The sequence below is a fragment of the Streptomyces sp. NPDC059373 genome (genome assembly GCF_042751495.1).
Classification (GTDB): Bacteria; Actinomycetota; Actinomycetes; order Streptomycetales; family Streptomycetaceae; genus Actinacidiphila.
In genome coordinates, this window is record NZ_JBHYXC010000022.1 from 1 (window position 1) to 21,823 (window position 21,823).

A 21,823-nucleotide genomic window follows, 5' to 3' on the forward strand; every position below is an offset into this window, starting at 1 on the left:
GTCAAGCCACCGCCCTGCGCGTACCTCATACACACGGCATACCGCAGGGATCACCACCCGTCAGCCCCCACGACACCACGCATTCAAGGTCAGTAGTCCGTGCTCGTCGAGGACGAGAAGCAGCAGGACGACGTGTCGGCGGTGCGTGACACGCTCATGAGCCCGCGGGGGCTCTCCCGTCTCCTCTTCGGATCGGAGGTGGAGGCTCAGCTCCCGCCCCGGCCCCGGCCGCAGTGCGCATCGAGAAGGCATGGAACGACTATCAGGGCGGTCGGCTCGGCAGCGTGATTGCCGCACTCCCGGCGCTTCTCCAGACCGCACAAGAGCTGGAGGATCGCGCGGCACGTCGCGAAGAGGATCGGCACGACTGTTGGGCAGTGTCGGCCCGGACGCTCCATCTTGCGGCTACAACCCTCGCGAAAATCGGGGAGTCAGACATCTCATGGCTTGCGGCAGAGCGAGCCATGCAAGCTGCGGACGCGTCCGATGACCCCCTCGTACTGGCGTCTGCCGCGCGCTCCGGAACGCACGCCTTGCTTGCCAACGGCCGGTACGAGGCAGCGATGGAGCTGGGTGACACCACGGCAAACTGGCTGTTCTCCCGCGACGTACAAGCGGCGGCGCCGTGGATTCAACACGGCGATGGAGTACGCCATTGAGGAGGGATACCTGGACGAGAACCCGCTCGCCGGGGTGAAACGGACCGCGTCCAACACCGGCGACAAGGTGGATTCCCGGGTCTTGGCCAACTCCATACAGTGCACCCAGCTCCTCACCGCCGTCTCCTACGTCGGCTCTGTCCACCGCAACGGTGGGCGACGGTTGGTCGCGTTCTTCGCCTGCCAGCTGTACGCCGCACTGCGGCCGACGGAAGCCGTCGGCCTGAAGGGAGCGGACTGCTACCTGCCTGAGAAGGGCTGGGGCACGCTCACCCTTCGCGAGACGCGCCCTGTCTCCGGTAAGAAGTGGACCGACTCGGGGCAGCGTCACGACAAGCGGGGGCTGAAGGCGAGAGAGGCGAATACGGACCGCCCGGTCCGCTTCCCGCCGCTGCTCGTGGCGATCCTCCTGGCGCACCTGAAGGAGTTCAGCACGGCTAAGGACGGGAGGCTGTTCGCCAACGAGCGTGGGGACGTGCTGGGTACTTCCAGCTACTGGCGGGTGTGGCGGGAAGCGCGGCCCATCGCGATCCCTCCGGACAGGGTGGACTCTCCACTCGCGCACCGGCCGTACGACCTGCGGCACACCTGCGTCACCAACTGGCTGAAGGCCGGCGTTCCGGTAGCTGAGGTGGCACGCCGCGCGGGCAACTCTCCCGAGGTCATCCACCGCCGCTATGAGGGCTGCATCGACGGTCACGAGGAGCTGAACAACAAGAAGATCGAAAAGGCGAGGGGGTGGGAGCAGGAAGGCCCGTAAACCGCCCGTGTGGCTCACACGCTCCTCACACGGGATCAGTGCGTAGCAATGACAAAGAGCCGGACTCAGTGGGACTGAGCCCGGCTCTTCATGTGTGGCACTTTCGCAGGTCAGCGACCTATTTTCGCTGGTTCCCGGTGAGTGCCCCCGGCAGGATTCGAACCTGCGCACACGGCTCCGGAGGCCGTTGCTCTATCCCCTGAGCTACGGGGGCGTGTCGGCCGCGGTGGCGGCGACGGGGGAAACACTACCAGCTCGGGGAGGGTGGGGGCGTACAGGGTTTCCGGGCCGGGGTGGGGGTTAGAGGGCCTGCCAGAGGGGCTTGGAGGCGTAGGTGGTGCGGAAGTAGTCGGCGAGCTTGAGCTTGGAGGCGGCGGGGTCGTCGAGGATGACGGTGGCGTGGGGGTGGAGCTGGAGGGCGGAGGCGGGGACGAGGGCGGAGAGGGGGCCTTCGACGGCCAGGGAGACGGCTTCGGCCTTGGATTCGCCGGTGGCCAGGAGGATGAGGTGGCGGGCGTCGAGGATGGTGCCGATGCCTTGGGTGATGACGTGGTGGGGGACCTCGTCGGGGGTGTCGAAGAAGCGCGCGTTGTCCTGGCGGGTCTGGGGGGTGAGGGTCTTGATGCGGGTGCGGGAGGCCAGGGAGGAGCAGGGCTCGTTGAAGCCGATGTGGCCGTCGGTGCCTATGCCGAGGAGCTGGAGGTCGACGCCGCCGGCCTGGGCGAGGGCGCGGTCGTAGGCGGCGCAGGCGGCGGGGACGTCGGCGGCGGAGCCGTCGGGGCCGAGGAAGGAGCCTTCGGTGAGGCCGAGGGGCTCGACGACCTCGCGGAGGACGACGGAGCGGTAGGACTCGGGGTGGCCGGCGGGGAGGCCCACGTATTCGTCGAGCTGGCAGATGCGGGCGCGGGAGACGTCGAGGGCGGAGGCGCGGACCTTGGCGGCCAGGGCCTGGTAGACGGGCAGCGGGGTCGATCCGGTGGCTACACCGAGGAGGGCGTCGGGGGTGCGCCGCAGGAGGGCGGCGATGGTGTCGGCGATGAGTTCGCCGGCGGTGGCGGCGTCCGGAACGATGACAACTTCCACGCTGGGCCTGCCGATCTGAAGGAGTGCGTGTGGTGGTGTAGACCAATTTAGCGGATCGGGGTCTGCCACCGGCAGGCGTGGGAGTGTTTTTGAGCACGCTCAGCCCGTACGCGGCCCGCCGAGCACCCGCGCGCGGCATTGCGCCGGGGTGCCCCAGGCGGAGCGGAGGGCGCGGGCCTTGGTGATCCAGAGGGAGAGGTCGTACTCGGCGGTGTAGCCGATGGCGCCGTGGAGCTGGAGGGCGGTGCGGGCCGCGGCGTGGGCGGCGTCGCAGCAGGCGGCCTTGGCGGCGGCGAGGTCGGGGGCGGTGCCGGTGAGGGCGGCGGCGTGGAGGAGGGGGCGGGCGAATTCGAGGGCGAGGAGGGTGTCGGCCAGGCGGTGCTTGACGGCCTGGAAGGACGCGATGGCGGCCCCGAACTGGCGGCGCTGCTTGACGTATTCGACGGTGCGGGCCAGCAGGGCGAGGCCCACCCCCAGCGCCTGGGCGGCGGTGGCGAGGGCGGCCCGGTCGGCGGCGCGGTCGGCGGCGGCCAGGACTGCGGGGCCGGAGGCCAGGACCGTGCCTCCGGTGGGGCGGAAGAGGCGGCGCGCCGGGTCGAGGCCGGGGCGTACGGGGCCGGGGGCGCCGGCGAGCAGCAGCCGGTCGCCGTCGACGACGAGGACGGCGTCGGAGGCGTCCGCGTCGAGGACGTACGGGCCGGAGCCGAGCGTGACCATGGCCCGGCCGGAGGCGATGCGCGGCAGCCACTCCTTGGCCAGGCCGGGGTCGCCGGGGTCGCCGAGTGCGTCCAGCAGGGCGGCCGCGGCCACCGTCTCGACCAGTGGCCCGGGCACCGCGTGGCGGCCCAACTCGACGAAGGCCAGGGCGAGTTCGACAGGCAGCGGGCCCAGTCCGCCGTCGTACGCCTCGGGGACGGCGAGGGCGAGGACGCCGGCGTCGGCGAGGCGCGTCCAGAGGGCACGGCCGGGGGTGTGGTCGCCGGTGGCCCAGGCGCGTACGGCGGAGGGGGTGTCGGCGGCGGTCAGCATGCGGTCGAGGGTGCGGGCGAACTCGCGCTGTTCGTCGTCCGGGAGGAATCTCATCGGCGGCCTTTCGGGAGGCCGAGCAGGCGTTCGGCGATGAGGTCGCGCTGGATCTCGTTCGTACCAGCGTAGATGGGGCCGGCGAGCGCGAAGACGTAGCCGTCGGCCCACTCCCCCTCGGCGAGTTCGCCGTCCGGGCCGAGGAGGTCGAGGGCGGTCTCGTGGAGCGCGATGTCGAGTTCGGACCAGAAGACCTTGTTGAGGCTGGACTCGGCGCCGATCGGGTGGCCGGAGGCGAGCCGTGAGGCGTTGGCGTAGGTGAAGAGCTGGTAGGCCCGCGCGCCGATCACCGCGTCGGCGACCCGGTCGCGCAGCGCGGTGTCCGCCGGGTCGCCGTACGTACGCCACAGCTCCGCGAGGCGGCCGGCGGCGGCGGTGAAGCGGCCGGGGCTGCGGAGGGTGAGGCCGCGCTCGTTGCCGGCGGTGCTCATGGCGACGCGCCACCCCTGGCCGGGTTCGCCGATGACGTCGGCGTCGGGCACGAAGACGTCGTCCAGGAACAGTTCCGCGAAGGCGGGCTTGCCGTCGAGGCGGCCGATGGGGCGTACGGTCACGCCGTCCGCGTCGAGGGGGAACATGAGATAGGTCAGGCCGTGGTGCCGTTCGCTCCCCGGTTCGCCCCGGAAGAGGCCGAAGGCCCGGTCGGCGAACGCGGCCCGCGAGGACCAGGTCTTGTGGCCGTTCAGCAGCCGGCCGCCGTCCACCCGCCGGGCGGTGGAACGGAGCGAGGCGAGGTCGGAGCCGGCCTCGGGCTCCGACCAGGCCTGGGCCCAGATGACCTCGCCGCTTGCCATGGGCGGCAGGACGCGGGCGCGCTGCTCCTCGGTGCCGTGCGCGAAGAGCGTGGGCGCGAGCAGGTTGATGCCGTTCTGGCTTACGCGCCCGGGCGCCCCGGCCGCGTAGTACTCCTCCTCGAAGATCAGCCACTCCTGGAGCGACGCGCCGCGCCCGCCGTAGGCCTCCGGCCAGGAGACCACCGACCAGCGGTCGGCGGCGAGCCGCGCCTCCCACGCGCGGTGGGCGGCGAATCCGGGTCCGGTCTCCAGGGAGGGGAGGGGGGCGTCGGGGACGTTGGCGGCGAGCCAGGCACGGGCGTCGCGCCGGAACGCCTCCTCGTCGGCGGTGAAGTCAAGATCCACCCGAACCCCCTTCCCTAACAAGTGTTTGGTAGATTAACGTCGGTGTCGTGACTCCACCACCCTCGTACGTCCCCGGTCACGGACTCCTCTCCGGCCGCAGCGCCGTCGTCACCGCCGCCGCCGGCGCGGGCATCGGCGGCGCCACCGCCCGCCGCCTGCTGGAGGAGGGGGCCCGGGTCGTCATCGGCGACGCCCACGCGCGCCGCCTCAAGGAGTACGAAGCCGAGCTGGTGGACGAGTTCGGCGCCGAGCGGGTCGCCGGGCTGCCCTGCGACGTCACCGACGAACGGCAGGTCGGCGCCCTCCTCGACCTCGCGGAGCAGCAGCACGGCGGACTGGACGTCGTCGTCAACAACGCCGGCCTGGGCGGCACGGCCGAGCTCACCGAGATGACCGACGAGCAGTGGGACCGGGTCCTGGACGTCACCCTCAACGGCACCTTCCGCTGCACGCGGGCTGCGCTGCGGCGGATGAAAACCGCCGGCACGGGCGGCGGCGTCATCGTCAACAACGCCTCCGTCATCGGCTGGCGCGCCCAGGCGGGCCAGGCCCACTACGCGGCCGCCAAGGCCGGGGTCATGGCCCTCACCCGGTGCGCCGCGCTCGAGGCGGCCGCGTACGGGGTGCGGGTCAACGCGGTCGCGCCGAGCCTGGCCATGCACCCGCACCTGGTGAAGGTCACCACGCCCGGACTACTGGCCGAACTGACCGCCCGCGAGGCCTTCGGGCGGCACGCGGAGCCGTGGGAGGTGGCCAATGTGATCGTCTTCCTGGCCTCGGGCTATTCGTCGTACATGACCGGGGAGATCGTCTCCGTCAGCAGCCAGCACCCGTGAGACGAGAATGGGACCGTGCAGAAAAACGTGCCGAAGAACGCGCCGGGCAACGTGCCGGGCAACGTGCCGAAGAAGACGACAGCGGTGAGCCCGCCCCCCGACCGCCGCGCCGAGCTCCTCGCGACCGCCGCCAAGGTGTTCGCCGCGCAGGGCTACAACGCCACCACCGTGCGGCAGATCGCGGACGCGAGCGGGATGCTCGCGGGCAGTCTCTACTACCACTTCGACTCCAAGGAGTCGATGCTGGACGAGATCCTGTCGGCCTTCCTCGACGAGCTGTGGGCGGGGTACGACGCCGTGCTCGCGGGCGGTCTGGGCCCCAGGGAGACCATCGAGGCCCTCGTCACCGAGTCGTTCCGGGAGATCGACCGGCACCACGCCGCCGTCGCGATCTACCAGAAGGAGGCCAAGCATCTGTCCGCCCAGCCGCGGTTCGGCTATCTGGCGGATTCGCAGAAGCGGTTCGAGCGGGTCTGGCTCGGGACGCTGGAGCGGGGCGCGGCCGCCGGGGTGATCCGGGCCGACCTGGATCTGCGGCTCGCGTATCGCTTCGTACGGGACACGGTGTGGGTGGCCGCGTCCTGGTACCGGCCGGGCGGGCAGCGCAGCGCGGAGGAGATCGCCCGGCAGTATCTGTCGATGGTGCTGGACGGCATCGCCGTCAGCGAGTCGTAGTGGTTCGAAGTTCGTGGTTCGTGGTTCGTTAGTTAATTACCTTACGAGTTAGTTAACTACCTTACGAAGGAGTCGTCACATGGCCGAGGCCTACATCGTCGAAGCGGTCCGCACCCCCGTCGGCCGGCGCGGCGGCGGTCTGTCCCAGGTCCACCCCGCCGACCTCGGCGCGCACATCCTCTCCGCCCTGATGGAACGTTCCGGCGTCGACCCCGCCGCCGTCGAGGACGTCATCTTCGGCTGCCTCGACCAGGTCGGCCCCCAGGCCGGCGACATCGCCCGCACCTCCTGGCTGGCCGCCGGCCTCCCCGAGGAGGTCCCGGGGGTCACCATCGACCGCCAGTGCGGCTCCTCCCAGCAGGCCGTGCACTTCGCCGCCCAGGGCGTCCTGTCCGGCACCCAGGACCTCGTCGTCGCCGGCGGTGTCCAGAACATGTCCGCCATCCCCATCGGCTACGCCAACCACAAGGCCGTCGAACCCCTCGGCATGACGCAGGGCCCCTTCGCCGGCTCCGAGCGCTGGACCGCCCGCTACGGCGACCGGCCCGTCAGCCAGTTCTACGGTGCCGAGATGATCGCCGAGAAGTGGGGCATCACCCGCGAGGCCATGGAGGCCTTCGCCTACCGCTCCCACCAGCGCGCCGTCCACGCCATCGACGAGGGCCGCTTCGACCGCGAACTCGCCCCGTACGGCGACGTGTCCACCGACGAGGGCCCGCGCCGCGACACGACCCTGGAGAAGATGGCCGGGCTGAAGCCGCTGGTCGATGGCGGCCGGCTCACCGCCGCGCTCTCCTCCCAGGTCTCCGACGGCGCCTCCGCCATGCTCATCGCCTCCGAGCGCGCCGTCCGCGAGCACGGGCTCACCCCCCGCGCCCGCGTCCACCACCTGTCGGTGCGGGGCGAGGACCCGATCCGTATGCTCTCCGCCCCCATCCCGGCGACGGCGTACGCGCTCAAGAAGTCCGGCATGTCGATCGGCGACATCGACCTGGTCGAGATCAACGAGGCCTTCGCCCCGGTGGTGTTGGCCTGGCTCAAGGACACCGGCGCCGACCCCGACCGCGTCAACGTCAACGGCGGCGCCATCGCCCTCGGCCACCCCCTCGGCGCGACCGGCGTCAAGCTCATGACCACCCTCCTCCACGAACTGGAGCGCACCGGCGGCCGCTACGGCCTGCAGACGATGTGCGAGGGCGGCGGCCAGGCCAACGTCACCATCATCGAACGGCTCTGACCTGCGGCGTACGGGCCACACGGCACCCCCCGCCGCATCCCGCGTAAAGTCGTCGCGTTCATGACAACGTCACACAACCGACTCGCGACCGTCACCCAGCCACCAGCGCATCCGTGCGACGCTCCCGGAGGCCACTTTATCAACCCGCGTAGAACGCATGGCCCCTTGGGCTGATGCGCCATTCGCGAGCCTCCGGGAAAGGACCCCCACATGCCCGCCCCGCGCGTAAGCCGCTGGAAACCGCTGGCCCTGATAGCAGCCACCGTCGCCGTGCTGACCGGCGTCGTCATGCCGCCGGCCGCCGATGCGACGACCACGTCGTACGACAGCACGTACTACAAGAACGCGGTCGGAAAGACCGGCACGAGCCTGAAGTCCTCGCTGCACACGATCATCAGCAGCCAGACCAAGATCTCGTACGACGCGGTCTGGAACGCGCTGAAGGTCACCGACCAGGACCCGAACAACAGCAACAACGTGATCCTGCTCTACAGCGGCACCTCGCGCGCCAAGTCCCTCAACGGCGGCGACGTGGGCGACTGGAACCGCGAGCACGTGTGGGCCAAGTCGCACGGCGACTTCGGCACCGCGACCGGCCCCGGTACCGACCTGCACCACCTGCGCCCCGCGGACGTACAGGTCAACAGCACGCGCGGCGACAAGGACTTCGACGACGGCGGCAGCGCCGTCAGCGGGGCGACCGGAAGCTACACCGACTCGGACTCCTTCGAGCCCCGCGACGCGGACAAGGGCGATGTGGCCCGCATGATCCTCTACATGGCGGTGCGCTACGACGGCGGTGACGGCTTCGCCGACCTGGAGCCCAACGACAAGGTCAGCAACGGCAGCGCCCCGTACATCGGCAAGCTCTCCGTACTCAAGCAGTGGAACGACGAGGACCCGCCGAGCTCCTTCGAGGAGAACCGCAACGACGTCATATACAACACCTACCAGCACAACCGGAACCCGTTCATCGACCACCCCGAGTGGGTGGACTCGATCTGGTAGCGGTCAACGCGCCCCGTACACCGGCAGCCCCGGCTCCGCCTCCGCGAGCAGTTTCAGGGCCGCTTCCCCCGCCTCCGCGGGAGTGAGGCGGGCGCCCTTGTCCGCGGTGGGGCCGGGGCGCCAGCCTTCCATGACGGTGACGCGGCCGCCGTCGGCCTCGAAAACGCGGCCGGTGACGGCGGCGGAGGCGGCGGAGCCGAGCCAGACGACGAGGGGGGAGACGTTCTCCGGGGCCATGGCGTCGAAGGAGTCGCCGGAGGGGGCGGCCATGGCGGCGGCGAAGGTGTGCTCGGTCATCCGGGTGCGGGCGGCGGGGGCGATGGCGTTGACGCGGACTCCGTAGCGCGCGAGTTCGGCGCCGGCGACGAGGGTGAGGCCCACGATGCCGGCCTTGGCCGCCGCATAGTTGCCCTGACCGACGCTGCCCAGCAGCCCGGCGCCCGAGGTCGTGTTGATGACGCGGGCGTCGACCGTACGCCCCGCCTTGGCCTCGGCACGCCAGTGCGCGGCGGCGTGCTTGAGGGGGAGGAAGTGGCCCTTCAGGTGCACCCGCATGACGGCGTCCCAGTCGTCCTCCTCCAGGGTGACGAGCATGCGGTCCCGCAGGAAGCCCGCGTTGTTGACCAGGGTGTCCAGCCGCCCGAAGGTGTCGAGGGCGGTCGCGACGAGCGAGGCGGCACCCTCGGCGGTGGCAACGTCCCCACCGTGGGCGACGGCTTCGCCCCCCAACCCACGTATCTCCTCGGCCACTTGATGCGCGGGCCCCGCCGATCCTCCCCCGCCGTCCGGCCCGACCCCCAGATCGTTGACGACGACCCTGGCCCCCTCGGCGGCGAAGGCCAGCGCGTGTGCACGGCCCAGGCCACGCCCCGCGCCGGTGACGATGACGACGCGCCCGGCGCAGATACCGGTCATCTCAGGCCTCCTTGTTGGCAGTTGCCGCATCCAGAAACGCCGGCCGCTCCCCGCCCCCGTGCACCTGCAGGGCGGCGCCGCTGATGTACCGCGCGCGGTCAGACGCAAGGTAGACGCAGGCGTCACCGACCTCGTCGGGCTCGGCCAGCCGGCCCAGCGGCACGGTGCGGCCGACGGCGGCGATGCCCGCCTCGTCGCCGTAATGGAGGCGCGACAGCTCCGTACGCACCATGCCGACGACCACGGTGTTGACCCGCACCAGCGGCGCCCACTCCACGGCCATGGACCGGGCGAGGTTCTCCAGCCCCGCCTTGGCGGCACCGTAGGCGGCCGTCCCGGGCGAGGGCCGGGTGCCGCTGACGCTGCCGATCATGACGATGGCCCCGCCACCAGGCTGACGGCTCATCAGCTCGTACGCGGCCAGCGAGGCGTTGAGCGGCGCGATGAGGTTGAGCTCGACGACCCGCGCATGCCGGACGGCAGGCACCTCGCCCAGCAGCCGATAGGGCGACCCGCCCGCATTGTTGACCAGGACGTCAAGCCGGCCGTACGTCTCCCCCACCTGCTGGAAGAAGGCGCCGGTCGCGTCCGGATCGCGCAGGTCGACGGATACGAACTCGGCGTCGCCGAAGGGCTTCTCCGGGGGCCGCCGGGCGCAGATGACGACGCGCGCGCCGGCTTCGAGGAACGCGCGGGTGATCCCGGCGCCCACACCGCGCGTGCCGCCGGTCACGACGGCGACGCGTTCTGACAGATCGACAGTCACAGCCACACGGAGTACCTTCCCCATATTCCCTAACAAACGTTTGGTGGAAAGGTAGCTGATTCTCGTATGGGTGTCTCCACCTCGAACCCCGAACCAGGCATCGCCGTCGTCACCGTCGACTTCCCGCCCGTCAACGCCCTCCCCGTCCGGGGCTGGTACGACCTGGCCGCCGCCGTCCGCGCCGCCGGGGCCGATCCGGCGGTGCGCTGCGTGGTCCTGGCGGCGGCCGGGCGGGGCTTCAACGCTGGGGTCGACATCAAGGAGATGCAGCGCACCCGCGCCGAGGGCCACGGCCACTCCGCGCTCATCGGGGCCAATCGGGGCTGCTCCGAGGCCTTCGCCGCCGTGTACGAGTGCGAGGTCCCGGTGGTCGCCGCCGTGCACGGCTTCTGCCTGGGCGGCGGCATCGGCCTGGTCGGCAACGCGGACGTCATCGTCGCCGCCGACGACGCCACTTTCGGCCTCCCCGAGCTGGACCGCGGCGCCCTCGGCGCGGCCACCCACCTGGCCCGCCTCGTCCCGCAGCACCTCATGCGCACCCTCTACTACACCTCCCGCACGGTCACCGCCGCCGAGCTGCACCGGCACGGCTCGGTCTGGCAGGTCGTGCCACGCGCCGGGCTCGAAGCGGCCGCCCTGGAAGTAGCAGGCGAAATCGCAGCGAAGGACGGCGAGTTGATCCGCCTGGCCAAGGCCGCGATCAACGGCATCGACCCGGTGGACGTACGCCGCAGCTACCGCTTCGAGCAGGGCTTCACCTTCGAGGCCAACCTCAGCGGCCTGGCGGACAAGCACCGCGACGCGTTCGTGTCGACAAAGGAGAAGCGGTGACGGACAAGCTCATGACCCCGGACGAGGTGGCCTCCCGCCTGACCTCCGGCATGACCATCGGCATCGGCGGCTGGGGCTCCCGCCGCAAGCCCATGGCCCTGGTCAACGCCATCCTCCGCTCCGAGGTGAAGGACCTGACGGTCGTGTCGTACGGCGGCCCGGACATCGGCCTGCTCGCCGCAGCGGGCCGGATACGCAAACTGGTCACCGCCTTCGTCACCCTCGACTCGATCCCGCTGGAGCCGCACTTCCGCGCCGCCCGCCAGGCAGGCACCCTCGAACTCGTCGAGCTGGACGAGGCCATGATCATGTGGGGCCTGACCGCCGCCGTCCACCGCCTGCCCTTCATGCCGATCCGCGCCGGCCTCGGCTCCGACGTCATGCGCGTCAACCCCCACCTCCGCACTGTCACTTCGCCCTACCAGGACGCCGAGGACCTGGTCGCCGTCCCCGCCCTGCACCTCGACGCCGCCCTCGTCCACCTCAACCGCGCCGACCCCCAGGGCAACGGCCAATACCTCGGCCCCGACCCGTACTTCGACGACCTCTTCTGCGAGGCCGCGGACACCGCGTACGTCTCCTGCGAACGCGTCGTCGACACCGCCGACCTCCTCAAGGCTGCCGCCCCCCAGTCCCTGCTCGTCAAGCGCCACTTCGTCACCGGCGTCATCGAAGCCCCCGGCGGCGCCCACTTCACCTCCTGCGCCCCCGACTACGACCGCGACGAAGCCGCCCAACTCGCGTACACCCAGGACGTCACCCCCTTCCTCTCCGGTGCCCCACCGGCGAGTGAGCCGAAGTGGAGCGGTCGCTGTCGAAATGGGGGCACCTCCCAGCGGAAGCGCTGGGGGAGAGAACGCGCGCAGGCCGCGAGGAACGAGCGGGCGAGCACGATCGACCGTCGACAGCGACTCAGCGCAACGGAGGCGAACCGAGCCGCTCAAAAAAAGGAGAAAGACGGCACCGACCCGGCCCACCGAGCCCCGGAAGCTCCCGACGCTTCGCAGTCCCCCCACTCCCCCGACCGCGCCACGTACTGCGTCATAGCCTGCGCCGACGTCTGGCGTGGCGACGGGGAGATCCTGGCCAGCCCGATGGGCGCCGTCCCCTCCATCGGCGCACGCCTCGCGCGCCTCACCTTCGCGCCGGATCTGCTGCTCACCGACGGGGAGGCGCTGCTGGTCGACGCGGACGGCGCCGTCGAGGGCTGGCTGCCCTACCGCCGGCACCTCGCGCTGGTCACCGGTGGGCGGCGGCACGTGATGATGGGCGCGAGCCAGCTCGACCGGCACGGCAACCAGAACATCTCCTGCGTCGGCGACTGGGCCCGGCCCACCCGCCAGCTCCTCGGTGTGCGCGGCGCACCCGTCAACACCCTCAACAACCCGACCAGTTACTGGATCCCCAAGCACTCCCCCCGGGTCTTCGTCGAGCAGGTCGACATGGTCTGCGGGGTCGGCTACGCCCGCGCGGCCGAGGCCGGGCCCTCGGCGACCCGCTTCCACGAGATCCGCCGGGTCGTCAGCAACCTCGGCGTCTTCGACTTCGGGACCCCGGACCACACGATGCGCGTCCGCTCCCTCCACCCCGGAGTGACCCTGGACGAGGTCCGCGAGGCCACCGGCTTCGAACTCGCCGCACCGCAAGGCCCGGTCCCGTACACCCGCGAGCCCACCCCAGCCGAACTTCACCTGATCCGCGAAGTGCTGGACCCGGTGGGGCTGCGTTACCGCGAGGTAATATCATGATCGAAACGCCGCTCACCAAACTGACCGGCGTTCACCATCCCCTTGTCCAGACCGGCATGGGATGGGTCGCCGGGCCGCGCCTGGTGTCCGCCACCGCGAACGCCGGGGCGCTCGGCATCCTCGCCTCCGCCACGATGTCCCCCGACCGGCTCCGCTCGGCGGTCCGCGAGGTCAGGGCCCGCACCGACGCCCCCTTCGGCGTCAATCTGCGCGCCGACGCGGCCGATGCGGCGGAGCGCGTACAGGTCATCATCGACGAGGGCGTACGGGTCGCGTCCTTCGCCCTCGCGCCCTCCCGCGAGCTGATCGTGCGCCTCAAGGATGCCGGTGTCGTCGTGATCCCCTCCGTCGGGGCCCGCCGCCATGCCGAGAAGGTCGCCGCGTGGGGCGCGGACGCCGTCCTCATCCAGGGTGCGGAAGGGGGCGGCCACACGGGTCAGGTCGCCACCACCGTCCTACTCCCCCAGGTGGTCGACGCCGTCGACATCCCGGTCATCGCGGCCGGCGGCTTCCACGACGGACGCGGCCTGGTCGCCGCCCTCGCGTTCGGAGCGGCCGGCATCGGCATGGGCACCCGCTTCCTGCTGACCTCCGACAGCCCGGTCCCGGACGCCGTCAAGGCCCGCTACCTCGCCGCCACCGGCCAGGACATCACCGTCACCGACCGGGTGGACGGCCTCCCCCACCGCATGCTGCGTACGGATCTGGTCACGGCGCTCGAACGCTCCGGGCGGGCCGCCTCCCTGCTGCGCGCGGTCCGGCACGCGGCGGCCTTCCGGCGCACGTCCGGCATGACCTGGCCCGCCATGGTCCGCGACGGCCTCGCCATGAAGCACGGGAAGGAGGGCAAGCACGGGAAGCAGTTCACCTGGAGCCAGGTGCTGCTCGCCGCCAACACCCCCATGATGCTCCGGGCCGCGATGGTCGACGGCCGCCCCGACCTGGGCATCATGGCCTCCGGCCAGGTCGCCGCCCTGATCGACGACCTGCCGTCCTGCGCCGAACTGGTCGAACGCGTCATGGCCGAGGCCGCCGCCACCCTGGCCCGGCTGCCGTAGGGCCGTACGGCTACGTGCAGACGTTGCCGAGCCCTCCGTTGCCCAGCCCCAGCGGCACCAGCGCCGAGGCGCACACCCCGCCGCCCTCGGTGCCGTGGCGGTGGCCGTGCTCGCGGCTCTGGCCGTGACCCTGGCCCTGGCCGTGGTCCTGGTTCTGGGCGGTGGCGCCGCCCGCCGCACCGAGGACAGCTGCGCCGGCCACGACGGTCGTGGCGACCGCCCGGGCGATACGGTTCACGTGGATCTTCCTGTCCTGGTCAGTGCACGGGCCCTGCTCAACGACCGTCGTCCACCCCCGGCCCGCCCAGTCACCCGGACGGCCTACGACGGCGCGCCGCGCCCAGGCTCGTAGCATTGAGCGGTGACGTCTCTGAACCTGGCCCAGGTCGAAGCCCTCGCACGCCTCGCCCACTCCGCGCAGGTCGACAAGGCGGGACGCCCGTACACCGAGCATCTGGCGGCCGTCGCCATAGGCGTGGCCGAACGCGGCGGCTCGGACGAGCAGATCGCGGCAGCCTGGCTGCACGACGCCGTGGAGGACGGGGTCCTCTCGCCGGAATGGCTCGCCGGGTCCGACCTGCCACCGGCGACCAAGGACATGATCCTCGCCGTCACCAAACACCCCGGCGAGCCACCCGAGGACTACACGGCCCGGATTCTGGCCACTCCCGGCGCGGTGCTGATCAAGGAAGCGGACCTGGCCCACAACGCCGATCCGCAGCGGCTCGCCGTGCTCCCGGAGGCCACCCGGGAGCGGCTCGCGGCGAAGTACGCACACGTACGGGAGCTCCTGGGGATCCAGGCGCCGCCACCGGCACCACCGGCGGAGTGATGCCGCGCCCCGCAGCCTGGAGGGCGGGGCGCGGCGGTTCAGGAGGGCGGGGCGTCAGTGGTGACGGCGGTGGTGCCCCTGCGCGGTGCCGGTAGGGGCCGCGGTGTCGGTGGCCGTCGCGGTATCCGTGGCCGTCGCGGTATCCGTGGCCGTCGCCGTGTCAGTGGCTGTCGCCGTATCGGTCGCCGTGGCCGTATCGGTCGCCGTCGCCGTATCGGTGACCGAAGCCGAGGCCGAGGCGCCCGCTCCCGGGATCTGGACGCCGAGGGCGGTCAGGGCGGTGGTGACGGGCTGGAAGAAGGTGGTGCCGCCGACGGTGCAGTCGCCGTCGCCGCCGGAGGTGAGGCCGATGGCGGCGTCGCCGTCGAAGAGGGGGCCGCCGCTGTCGCCGGGTTCGGCGCAGACGGTGGTCTGGATGAGGCCGGTGACGGTGCCCTCGGGGTAATTGACCGTGGCGTTGAGGGCGGTGACCTGGCCGTCGTGGACGCCGGTGGTGCTGCCGCTACGGGTGACGGTCTCGCCGACGACGGCTTCGGCGGGGGCGGCGATGGCCTGGACCTGGCCGTTGCCGAGGTCGACCTGGCTGGGCTGGTCGATCGCCGTGCCGTCGGTCGCGATCAGCGAGAAGTCGCCGTCACCGGGGAAGGTGTCCTTGACCGTCGACCCGAGGGTCTGGGCGCCGGCCTGGTCGGCGGCCCAGGGGGTGCCGACCGCGCCGCAGTGGCCGGCGGTGAGGATGAAGTTGCTGGTCCCATCGGTCACGTTGAAGCCGAGTGAACAGCGGGCGACGTCGGAGAAGATGGCGTCGCCCCCGGATATCGCGGCCCGGGTGGTGAAGGTGCCGGCCGTGCGCTCCATCGTGACCGCGCCGCCCTGCGCGGCCGCCGTGGCGGACAGAGTCGTCCAGTCGGCCGACGAGACCGTCTTGTCGGCGAGGACGACGACCTGGTTGGTCTTGGGGTCGACGGACCACGCGGTGCCGGCCACCGTCGGTGCGGCCTTCAACGCCGCGGTGGCAGAGGCCAGTTGATCGCTGCTCCGGGTCACCATCTTGGCGGTGGCGCCCGCGGCCTCGACAGCCGAGGCCGCGTCGGCGTCGGTCACCGCCACGACGGGCTTGCCGTCCGTGCCGACCCAGCTGCCCGCCGTGTTGTCGGTGCCGAGCTGCGTGACCAGCGTACGGGCGAGCGTGGCGGCGTCCGTGGTCGGCGCGGTCGGGGACGGCTGGCTCGCGAACGCTCCCGCGACCACCGCCCCGGCGCAGACCAGTCCGCCCGCGGTGGCGAAGATGCCGATCCTGCGGACGTTGCGTTGCCTTGCGTGACTCAACTGAGACCTCCCTCGGCCTGGTTCACCCGGTAAATACGCGGTGCCCATGCCAAGGGACTCAACGAGCTTGGTAAAAACCGACGAGACGGCGTGTCAGCGCTGACGCACGGCCTCCGTCAACGCTCACGCGCGGCCTCCCGTCAACGCTTGCGCGCGACGCCCACCCAGCTCGCGGCCTGCGCGTCCGTGTAGCCGCTGCTCGCGTCGCCGGCCTCCGGCCGCCAGCGGTGGACGGGCGTGACCCCCGGCTCGACCAGTTCGAGGCCGTCGAAGAAGCGGGCGACTTCGCCCTCGGTGCGCGTCTGCGCGGGGATGCCACCCGCGCGGTAGACCTCGATGACCTTGGCCAGGGTCACCGGGTCGAAGTCGCCGGTGACATGGGAGATGACGAGATAACTGCCCGGCGCGAGCACGTCGACGTAGGCCTGGACGAGGTCGTAGGCGTGGAACTCGTCGGGGACGAAGTGCAGCAGCGCGTTGAGGCTCAGCGCGACGGGCTGCGCAAGGTCGATCGTGTCGTGCAGTTCGGCGGAGTCGAGGATCTTCCCCGGCTCGCGTACGTCGGCGTCGAGATAGGCCGTACGTCCCTCCGGGACGCTGCGCAGCAGCGCGCGGGCGTGGGTGAGCACGATCGGGTCGTTGTCGGCGTAGACGATCCGTGCGTCGGAGTGCACGCCCTGGGCGATCTGGTGGAGGTTGGGCTCGGTGGGGATGCCGGTGCCGATGTCGAGGAACTGCCGGATACCGGCCTCGGCGGCCAGGTAGCGGGTGCTGCGCTGCATGAACAGCCGCAGCGCGCGGGCGCCGTGGGCGGCGTAGGGGTTGAGATTCAGGACCTGCTGGGCGGCTTGTGCGTCGACCTCGTAGTGGTCCTTGCCGCCGAGGTAGTAGTCGTACATCCGGGCCGGGTGCGGCTTGGTCGTGTCGATACGGCCCGGAGTCATGCGAGATCTCCCATCAGAAAGTCCGCGGCGCCTGATTTGGCGCCGAGGATGAACTGGGTCATGTCCTGGTTGCTGCAGATCAGCGCCGGCCCGTCGGGGTCGGTGGACTGCCGGAGGGCGACCCGGCCGTCGTTGAGCTTCTTCGCCTCGACGCAGGCGCCGCCGTTGGTGCCGCTCCAGGGCTTGTGCCAGCCTTCGGTGCCGAGGTTGCGGGCCGGCATCCCGTTGCGTATGCGGTTCTCATCGCGATCGCGATCCATCGTTCAGATCTCCTTGAGCAGAGCGTGGAGGAGGGCCTGCGTGCCTTCCGGGGTCGCCGCCTGCTCGCACATCCGGTCCAGGGTCTGGAGGTACGTGGCCACGTCGGCACGTTCGTCCAGGTACGCGGCGCTGGTGAGCCCCTCGGTGTAGACGATGTCCGGCAGCTCGGGAATCTCGAAGCGGAAGAGCTGGAAGTGCCCGAAGGTGCCCGGGTGGGGGCCGGTGGAGAAGGGCAGGACCTGAAGGGTCACGCTGGGCAGTTCCGTGGCACGCAGCAGCCGTTCGAGCTGACGGCGCATGACCTGGGGGCCGCCGACGTTGCGGCGCAGCACCGTCTCGTCCATGACGGCCCACAGGTGCGGGGCGTCGCCGGGGCGGGTGAGCAGCGCCTGCCGCTCCATGCGCAGGGCGACCCGTTTGTCCAGCTCGTCGGAGGTCGCGTTGGGGAAGCCGACGCTCAGCAGGGTCCGGACGTAGTCCTCGGTCTGCAGCAGCCCGGGTACGTAGTGCGGCTCGTAGGCCCGGATCAGCTTGGCGGCGCCTTCGAGCGACACGTAGACGCTGAACCAGTCGGGCAGTACGTCGCGGAAGTTGTGCCACCAGCCGGGGCGGTTGGCCTCCTCGGCGAGGCTGAGGAAGGCCTCGATCTCCTCGCGCGCGACCGCGTACGTCTGAAGCAGCTTCTCGACGTAGAGGAGCTTGAGGCCGACCTCGGCCTTCTCCATACGGCGCACGGTGGTCTGGTTGACCCGCAGCGCGCGGGCGGCCTGGTCCGGGGAGAGTCCGGCCTTCTCCCGCAGGTCTTGCAGGCGCTTGCCGAGGACGATCTGGCCGACGGTCGGAGCTGACCGCGGTTCACTCATGCCGTCTACCTCTGCTTCTGCCTCTGCGTCCTGCTCTTCGTCCTGCGGCAGCCGGGGGCGGCCTTCATCCCCCAGCAGTGTGCCATGGCCCTCTTGCGGGAGACATCCTGCAGCCCGATATCTGCATTCTGCAAAGTGTCTCTTGCCAGGTGGTGGTGACGGCAGCGATAGTTGAGGAGTGATCCAGCCCATGAGGCCGCGCATTCACGGGAGTTGGGCTCCGCCCCGGCCCGCACTCCCGTCGACGTGTCCCCCCACAGGCACATGGAAGGCAGACATCATGGCTCCGGCTCCCGATGTGCGCTTGACTCACCGGCTCTGCCATGACGCCTTCCAGCTGCCGGCCGAGGACGCGCGCGTGGGCGAGGCGCGTCGTCGTGTCCGCGCGATACTGCGGGGCTGGGGCGTGGACCACCGGGGCGACGACATGGTCCTGATCGTGAGTGAGCTGTTCACCAACGCCATCCGGTACAGCGGCGGCGACCGGATAGACGTGGCCCTGTGGACGGCCGAGAACCTGCTGTACGTCGAGGTCACGGACCGGGGGCCGACCGGCGGCGACGCGCCGACGCCACGGCAGGCCGCCGTCGACGACGAGTGCGGGCGCGGGCTGATGCTGGTCGAGCACCTCGCGGTGCGCTGGGGCTCGGGGTCGAACCGGCCGGGCGGCGGCGGGCACGCCGTGTGGGCGGCCCTGCCGCTGAGCTAGTGCCATGACCTGGACCCGGACCCGGGTCTAGACGCTCACTCCGTGCTTGCGGAGGTAGGCGAGCGGGCTGACGTCCGACCCGTACGACGGTCCCGTACGGACCTCGAAGTGCAGATGCGGGCCCGTGGTGTTGCCGGTCGACCCGGAGCGGCCGATCTGCTGGCCGGCGCGCACGGTCTGGCCCGCGCGGACGGTGAGCGACGAGAAGTGGGCGTACTGGGTGTACATCCCGTCGGCGTGCCGGATCACCACCTGGTAGCCGTACGCCCCGCCCCAGCCGGCGGTCACGACGGTGCCGGCGGCGACGGCCTTGACGGAGGTGCCGGTGGGGACGACGAAGTCCTGGCCGGTGTGGTGGCCGCTGGCCCAGAGGGAGCCGGGGGTGCCCCAGGCGGTGCCGAGCCGGTAGCCGGCGCTCACCGGGGCCACGTAGGTGGTGTGGGTGGTGGTGGCCGGCTTGGCGGCGGCGCCGGTCTTCGGCTTGGTGGTGGCCGGCTTGACCGCGGGCTTGGCGGTCGTGGTGGTCCTGGCGCCCGGCAGGGCCAGCTTCTGACCGGGGTAGATACGGTCCGGGTCGGAGCCGACGGTCTTGCGATTGGCCTCGTAGAGCTTGTGCCAGCCGCCCTTGACGGCGTGCTCGTCGGCGATCCCGGAGAGGGTGTCGCCGCTGACGACCTCGTACTTCTTCGTGTACGTGTACGTGTGGACCGCGACGTCCGCCTTCTTGGCCGGGGTCTTGTCCGCCGTGTTGCCGGCAGCCGTGTCCGCAGTCGTACGGGTCAGCCCGGCCTTCACCGAGCACACCGGCCAAGCGGTGGGGCCCTGGCCGGCGAGGACCTTCTCGGCGACGGCTATCTGCTCCTGCTTGGTGGCGAGGTCGGCTCGGGCCGCGTATCTCGTCCCGCCGTAGGCCTTCCACGTGGACTGTTTGAACTGCAGTCCTCCGTAGTAGCCGTTGCCCGTGTTGATGCTCCAGTGCCCGCTGCTCTCGCAGTCGGCGACCTTGTTCCAGGTGCTGACCGATGCCGCGCTCGCGCCGGTGGCGCTGACCAGCGGCAGGGCTATGCCCGCGCCGCCGGCCGCGGTGACGGCGACGGATATTCGGTTCAGCCGGCTCGGCTGGGGCGGGCGGCGGCCGATTACGGGCATGGGGGGACCGTCCTCTCCGTTCCGAGCAATTAGCGCAGATGGATCTTCAGGTCACAAGACCCCCTGAAGTACTGCCTGTTACGAGGTCCGGGCGGGCAGCGGAAGCGGAAGTGCGGGCAGTCCGTCGAGGCTGGTGGCGACGTACGGCTTCTTTTCGCAGTACTCGTTGAAGCTCTCGTCGGTCTCGCGGCCGAAGCGCTGTGTGTGCAGCGGCCGGTCCTGCACGTACTCCATGAAGGGCACGGCGTAACCGCAGGAGTCGCTGATCCGCTCCGCCGTGACGAGGATGATCGCGCGGCAGTCGGTCCGCTTGCGGAAGTCGTCGCCGAAGTGGGTGATCAGGCCGTCCCAGCGCGGGTCGTCGCGGAAGACCGGCTCGCCCCGGCCGTGGACGCGCACGATGGTGGGCGGGCCGTCGAAGGCGCACCACATAAGTGTGATGCGGCCGTTCTCCCTGAGGTGGGCGATCGTCTCGGCGCCGCTGCCGCCGAGGTCGAGATAGGCCAGGGTGAGACCGTCGATGACGGCGAAGGAGCCGTCGGCGAGGCCCTTCGGGGAGAGGTTGACCCTGCCGTCGCCGGACAGGGGTGCGGTGGCCGTGAAGAAGACCTTCTGCTCTTCGATGAACGACCGGAGGCGGCCGTCGATGCGCTCGTAGACCTTTGCCATGAGAAGAATTATCCGTGCTGTCCTCACGGATCCGTGTGAGTATTGAGTGATGAACGAAGATCGTCCGAACGCTTTCGCGCGCGTGCTCACCGAACGCCTCGAGCTGCACGCCGTCTCGATGGCGGATCTGGCCCCGCTCTTCGCCATCAACTCCGACCCGGACGCCTGGCGGCACGCGCCCGACGAGCGGCACACGACCGCCGACCAGACCCGGGTCTGGATCGACCGGGCGGCCGCCCGCTGGCGGACGGACGGCCTGAGCTACTGGAGCGTGCGGCTGCGCTCCGACGGATCGACGATCGGTGTCGGCGGTGTGCAGCGGCACGCCAGCGGCGGCTGGAATCTGTACTACCGCTTCGCACCCTCCTCCTGGGGGCAGGGCTACGCGACCGAGATGTCCAACGCCGCGGTCGAGGCCGCGAGCGCCGTCGATCCCGATGTGCCGGTCTTCGCCTGGATCCTTGACCACAACGAGGCCTCACGGCGGGTCGCCGAACGCCTCGGCTTCAAGAACTACGGCGAGTTCGCGGACGCCAACGACGGCGTGACCCGGCTCGCCTACGCCGACCGGCCGCCGCTGCTGCTCGGCTCAGTCGTCCTTGACGGTGATGCCGATGGTCACGGCGAGGGCCGGCGCCAGCTCCAGTAGCTGCCCGGTGCTGATGACCGCACCGCGCAGCGACTCGTAACCGTCGGCGAGGTCGAGGAGGGTCGCCCCCCGCAGGTCGGCCCGCTTCAGGGTGGCCCTGCCGAGCCGTATCCGCTCCACGGCGGTGCCGGGGAAGGAGACGCCGTCCAGCTTCGCGCCGCCGAGGTCGACGTCGAGCAGGACGCAGTCCTCGAACACGACGTCGTACAGCTCGGCGCCGCGCAGGTTGACGGAGTCGAACTTGCAGCGCCGGAACACCACCCGCCGCAGCACCGCGCCGAAGGCCTCCACGCCGGCGAGCACGCAGGAGTCGGCCGTGACGTCCAGCCAGTCGGACTCGGCGAAGCGGGTGCCGACGAAGCGGTCGCCGCGCAGCCAGACGTCGTTGAGCCGGGACCGGCGCAGGCTCACGCCGGTGAAGGAGCTGTCCGTTATCGCGCACTCCAGGAAGCTCGCGCCGGCCGCCTCCTCGTCCTCGAAGTCCAGGCGGTCGAAGTGGACCGTGTCGTACCGCACCTCGATGGCGAGCCCGCCGCCCTCATGGGGCTGGAGCAGGTCCGCGTACGGCAGGTCGGCAAGCTCTTCCGGGCTCCCGGGCAGTTTGCTGGTCACGGTCATCA

Annotated in this window: 25 protein-coding genes, 1 tRNA gene and 1 pseudogene; 13 read left to right on the forward strand and 14 right to left on the reverse strand. The window is 71.0% G+C overall.

Annotated features, from left to right (window positions below):
* Positions 1-233 precede the first annotated feature (233 nt).
* Together ACFXJ5_RS25815 and ACFXJ5_RS25820 are read left to right on the forward strand one after the other, a co-directional pair.
* Complete coding sequence (locus tag ACFXJ5_RS25815) at positions 234-659, forward strand: hypothetical protein (RefSeq protein WP_384635541.1); 426 nt, start codon at positions 234-236, stop codon at positions 657-659.
* A complete protein-coding gene (locus ACFXJ5_RS25820; RefSeq protein ID WP_384635544.1) occupies positions 643-1,419 on the forward strand; it encodes a tyrosine-type recombinase/integrase in 777 nt (258 codons plus the stop codon). The genes ACFXJ5_RS25815 and ACFXJ5_RS25820 overlap by 17 nt, the downstream gene beginning before the upstream one ends.
* Positions 1,420-1,561: 142 nt before the next feature.
* Here the strand turns inward: ACFXJ5_RS25820 and ACFXJ5_RS25825 are convergent.
* From ACFXJ5_RS25825 to ACFXJ5_RS25840, 4 genes are all read right to left on the reverse strand, one after another.
* A tRNA-Arg gene (locus ACFXJ5_RS25825) sits at positions 1,562-1,633 on the reverse strand.
* Positions 1,634-1,719: 86 nt separating this feature from the next.
* Positions 1,720-2,502, reverse strand: a complete 783-nt coding sequence (gene nagB / locus ACFXJ5_RS25830; RefSeq protein WP_384635547.1) for a glucosamine-6-phosphate deaminase — start codon at positions 2,500-2,502, stop codon at positions 1,720-1,722.
* A 99-nt stretch (positions 2,503-2,601) separates the two neighbouring features.
* Positions 2,602-3,585 (reverse strand): acyl-CoA dehydrogenase family protein, encoded by a 984-nt coding sequence (locus ACFXJ5_RS25835; protein ID WP_384635549.1) that lies wholly within the window; start codon positions 3,583-3,585, stop codon positions 2,602-2,604.
* Entirely contained in the window at positions 3,582-4,724 is a 1,143-nt protein-coding gene (locus ACFXJ5_RS25840) for an acyl-CoA dehydrogenase family protein (RefSeq protein WP_384635552.1), read from the reverse strand. The genes ACFXJ5_RS25835 and ACFXJ5_RS25840 overlap by 4 nt, the downstream gene beginning before the upstream one ends.
* A gap of 47 nt (positions 4,725-4,771) precedes the next feature.
* Between ACFXJ5_RS25840 and ACFXJ5_RS25845 the strand changes: the two genes are divergently transcribed.
* The 4 genes from ACFXJ5_RS25845 to ACFXJ5_RS25860 all read left to right on the forward strand — a co-directional run bounded on the left by ACFXJ5_RS25845 (position 4,772) and on the right by ACFXJ5_RS25860 (position 8,480).
* Positions 4,772-5,560, forward strand: a complete 789-nt coding sequence (locus ACFXJ5_RS25845) for an SDR family oxidoreductase (protein ID WP_384635554.1) — start codon at positions 4,772-4,774, stop codon at positions 5,558-5,560.
* A 51-nt stretch (positions 5,561-5,611) separates the two neighbouring features.
* A complete protein-coding gene (locus tag ACFXJ5_RS25850) occupies positions 5,612-6,235 on the forward strand; it encodes a TetR/AcrR family transcriptional regulator (protein WP_384635884.1) in 624 nt (207 codons plus the stop codon).
* 79 nt (positions 6,236-6,314) lie between these two features.
* Positions 6,315-7,472, forward strand: a complete 1,158-nt coding sequence (locus ACFXJ5_RS25855; protein WP_384635557.1) for an acetyl-CoA C-acetyltransferase — start codon at positions 6,315-6,317, stop codon at positions 7,470-7,472.
* 210 nt (positions 7,473-7,682) lie between these two features.
* On the forward strand, positions 7,683-8,480 hold the full coding sequence (locus tag ACFXJ5_RS25860; protein ID WP_384635560.1) for an endonuclease I family protein: 798 nt from the start codon (positions 7,683-7,685) through the stop codon (positions 8,478-8,480).
* Positions 8,481-8,483: 3 nt separating this feature from the next.
* On the opposite strand, the gene ACFXJ5_RS25865 is transcribed toward ACFXJ5_RS25860, so the two are convergent.
* Together ACFXJ5_RS25865 and ACFXJ5_RS25870 are read right to left on the reverse strand one after the other, a co-directional pair.
* Positions 8,484-9,395: an SDR family oxidoreductase gene (locus tag ACFXJ5_RS25865; protein WP_384635563.1), complete on the reverse strand. Its 912-nt coding sequence runs from the start codon at positions 9,393-9,395 to the stop codon at positions 8,484-8,486.
* A gap of 1 nt (position 9,396) precedes the next feature.
* Positions 9,397-10,167 carry an SDR family oxidoreductase gene (locus ACFXJ5_RS25870; RefSeq protein ID WP_384635566.1) on the reverse strand — a complete coding sequence of 257 codons (771 nt, stop codon included), beginning with the start codon at positions 10,165-10,167 and terminating at the stop codon, positions 9,397-9,399.
* A gap of 60 nt (positions 10,168-10,227) precedes the next feature.
* Between ACFXJ5_RS25870 and ACFXJ5_RS25875 the strand changes: the two genes are divergently transcribed.
* The 4 genes and pseudogenes from ACFXJ5_RS25875 to ACFXJ5_RS25890 all read left to right on the forward strand — a co-directional run bounded on the left by ACFXJ5_RS25875 (position 10,228) and on the right by ACFXJ5_RS25890 (position 13,798).
* Entirely contained in the window at positions 10,228-10,992 is a 765-nt protein-coding gene (locus tag ACFXJ5_RS25875; protein WP_384635568.1) for an enoyl-CoA hydratase family protein, read from the forward strand.
* Positions 10,989-11,768 (forward strand): annotated as a pseudogene (locus ACFXJ5_RS25880) (CoA transferase subunit A); the annotation flags it as partial. The gene ACFXJ5_RS25875 and the pseudogene ACFXJ5_RS25880, both read left to right, overlap by 4 nt.
* A gap of 267 nt (positions 11,769-12,035) precedes the next feature.
* Positions 12,036-12,740 carry a CoA-transferase subunit beta gene (locus ACFXJ5_RS25885; RefSeq protein WP_384635887.1) on the forward strand — a complete coding sequence of 235 codons (705 nt, stop codon included), beginning with the start codon at positions 12,036-12,038 and terminating at the stop codon, positions 12,738-12,740.
* Positions 12,740-13,798 carry an NAD(P)H-dependent flavin oxidoreductase gene (locus ACFXJ5_RS25890; protein WP_384635890.1) on the forward strand — a complete coding sequence of 353 codons (1,059 nt, stop codon included), beginning with the start codon at positions 12,740-12,742 and terminating at the stop codon, positions 13,796-13,798. The genes ACFXJ5_RS25885 and ACFXJ5_RS25890 overlap by 1 nt, the downstream gene beginning before the upstream one ends.
* A 10-nt stretch (positions 13,799-13,808) precedes the next feature.
* On the opposite strand, the gene ACFXJ5_RS25895 is transcribed toward ACFXJ5_RS25890, so the two are convergent.
* Positions 13,809-14,036 carry a chaplin gene (locus tag ACFXJ5_RS25895; RefSeq protein WP_384635571.1) on the reverse strand — a complete coding sequence of 76 codons (228 nt, stop codon included), beginning with the start codon at positions 14,034-14,036 and terminating at the stop codon, positions 13,809-13,811.
* 123 nt (positions 14,037-14,159) lie between these two features.
* Here ACFXJ5_RS25895 and ACFXJ5_RS25900 point away from each other — a divergent pair, with 123 nt between their 5' ends.
* Positions 14,160-14,630 (forward strand): HD domain-containing protein, encoded by a 471-nt coding sequence (locus ACFXJ5_RS25900; protein ID WP_384635574.1) that lies wholly within the window; start codon positions 14,160-14,162, stop codon positions 14,628-14,630.
* Positions 14,631-14,684: 54 nt separating this feature from the next.
* Here ACFXJ5_RS25900 and ACFXJ5_RS25905 read toward each other — a convergent pair whose 3' ends face one another.
* From ACFXJ5_RS25905 to ACFXJ5_RS25920, 4 genes are all read right to left on the reverse strand, one after another.
* The gene (locus ACFXJ5_RS25905; RefSeq protein ID WP_384635577.1) at positions 14,685-15,959 is read right to left on the reverse strand and encodes a S1 family peptidase; all 1,275 of its coding nucleotides are present in this window, start codon (positions 15,957-15,959) and stop codon (positions 14,685-14,687) included.
* A 140-nt stretch (positions 15,960-16,099) separates the two neighbouring features.
* Positions 16,100-16,903 carry an SAM-dependent methyltransferase gene (locus tag ACFXJ5_RS25910; protein WP_384635580.1) on the reverse strand — a complete coding sequence of 268 codons (804 nt, stop codon included), beginning with the start codon at positions 16,901-16,903 and terminating at the stop codon, positions 16,100-16,102.
* Positions 16,900-17,163 carry a DUF397 domain-containing protein gene (locus tag ACFXJ5_RS25915; protein ID WP_384635583.1) on the reverse strand — a complete coding sequence of 88 codons (264 nt, stop codon included), beginning with the start codon at positions 17,161-17,163 and terminating at the stop codon, positions 16,900-16,902. Before ACFXJ5_RS25915 ends, ACFXJ5_RS25910 begins: the two co-directional genes overlap by 4 nt.
* Positions 17,164-17,166: 3 nt before the next feature.
* Positions 17,167-18,027, reverse strand: coding sequence for a helix-turn-helix domain-containing protein (locus ACFXJ5_RS25920; RefSeq protein ID WP_384635586.1), 861 nt, complete (start codon positions 18,025-18,027; stop codon positions 17,167-17,169).
* Positions 18,028-18,331: 304 nt separating this feature from the next.
* Here ACFXJ5_RS25920 and ACFXJ5_RS25925 point away from each other — a divergent pair, with 304 nt between their 5' ends.
* Positions 18,332-18,736 carry an ATP-binding protein gene (locus tag ACFXJ5_RS25925; RefSeq protein WP_384635589.1) on the forward strand — a complete coding sequence of 135 codons (405 nt, stop codon included), beginning with the start codon at positions 18,332-18,334 and terminating at the stop codon, positions 18,734-18,736.
* Positions 18,737-18,763: 27 nt separating this feature from the next.
* On the opposite strand, the gene ACFXJ5_RS25930 is transcribed toward ACFXJ5_RS25925, so the two are convergent.
* Together ACFXJ5_RS25930 and ACFXJ5_RS25935 are read right to left on the reverse strand one after the other, a co-directional pair.
* Entirely contained in the window at positions 18,764-19,885 is a 1,122-nt protein-coding gene (locus tag ACFXJ5_RS25930) for a transglycosylase family protein (protein ID WP_384635592.1), read from the reverse strand.
* Positions 19,886-19,963: 78 nt separating this feature from the next.
* Entirely contained in the window at positions 19,964-20,554 is a 591-nt protein-coding gene (locus ACFXJ5_RS25935) for a pyridoxamine 5'-phosphate oxidase family protein (protein WP_384635595.1), read from the reverse strand.
* A 49-nt stretch (positions 20,555-20,603) separates the two neighbouring features.
* Between ACFXJ5_RS25935 and ACFXJ5_RS25940 the strand changes: the two genes are divergently transcribed.
* On the forward strand, positions 20,604-21,203 hold the full coding sequence (locus ACFXJ5_RS25940; RefSeq protein WP_384635598.1) for a GNAT family N-acetyltransferase: 600 nt from the start codon (positions 20,604-20,606) through the stop codon (positions 21,201-21,203).
* On the opposite strand, the gene ACFXJ5_RS25945 is transcribed toward ACFXJ5_RS25940, so the two are convergent.
* Positions 21,144-21,821: a pentapeptide repeat-containing protein gene (locus ACFXJ5_RS25945; RefSeq protein ID WP_384635601.1), complete on the reverse strand. Its 678-nt coding sequence runs from the start codon at positions 21,819-21,821 to the stop codon at positions 21,144-21,146. The two genes, ACFXJ5_RS25940 and ACFXJ5_RS25945, sit on opposite strands and share 60 nt — an antisense overlap.
* Positions 21,822-21,823 lie beyond the last annotated feature (2 nt).

Excerpts from the sequence above, each read along its gene's own strand:
- ACFXJ5_RS25935 (WP_384635595.1), bottom strand. The coding sequence starts at position 20,554 with ATGGCAAAGGTCTACGAGCGCATCGACGGCCGCCTCCGGTCGTTCATC.
- ACFXJ5_RS25875 (WP_384635568.1), top strand. The coding sequence starts at position 10,228 with ATGGGTGTCTCCACCTCGAACCCCGAACCAGGCATCGCCGTCGTCACC.
- ACFXJ5_RS25945 (WP_384635601.1), bottom strand. The coding sequence starts at position 21,821 with ATGACCGTGACCAGCAAACTGCCCGGGAGCCCGGAAGAGCTTGCCGAC.
- ACFXJ5_RS25865 (WP_384635563.1), bottom strand. The coding sequence starts at position 9,395 with ATGACCGGTATCTGCGCCGGGCGCGTCGTCATCGTCACCGGCGCGGGG.
- ACFXJ5_RS25910 (WP_384635580.1), bottom strand. The coding sequence starts at position 16,903 with ATGACTCCGGGCCGTATCGACACGACCAAGCCGCACCCGGCCCGGATG.
- ACFXJ5_RS25835 (WP_384635549.1), bottom strand. The coding sequence starts at position 3,585 with ATGAGATTCCTCCCGGACGACGAACAGCGCGAGTTCGCCCGCACCCTC.
- ACFXJ5_RS25930 (WP_384635592.1), bottom strand. The coding sequence starts at position 19,885 with ATGCCCGTAATCGGCCGCCGCCCGCCCCAGCCGAGCCGGCTGAACCGA.
- ACFXJ5_RS25915 (WP_384635583.1), bottom strand. The coding sequence starts at position 17,163 with ATGGATCGCGATCGCGATGAGAACCGCATACGCAACGGGATGCCGGCC.
- ACFXJ5_RS25860 (WP_384635560.1), top strand. The coding sequence starts at position 7,683 with ATGCCCGCCCCGCGCGTAAGCCGCTGGAAACCGCTGGCCCTGATAGCA.
- ACFXJ5_RS25940 (WP_384635598.1), top strand. The coding sequence starts at position 20,604 with ATGAACGAAGATCGTCCGAACGCTTTCGCGCGCGTGCTCACCGAACGC.
- ACFXJ5_RS25820 (WP_384635544.1), top strand. The coding sequence starts at position 643 with ATGGAGTACGCCATTGAGGAGGGATACCTGGACGAGAACCCGCTCGCC.
- ACFXJ5_RS25920 (WP_384635586.1), bottom strand. The coding sequence starts at position 18,027 with ATGAGTGAACCGCGGTCAGCTCCGACCGTCGGCCAGATCGTCCTCGGC.
- ACFXJ5_RS25855 (WP_384635557.1), top strand. The coding sequence starts at position 6,315 with ATGGCCGAGGCCTACATCGTCGAAGCGGTCCGCACCCCCGTCGGCCGG.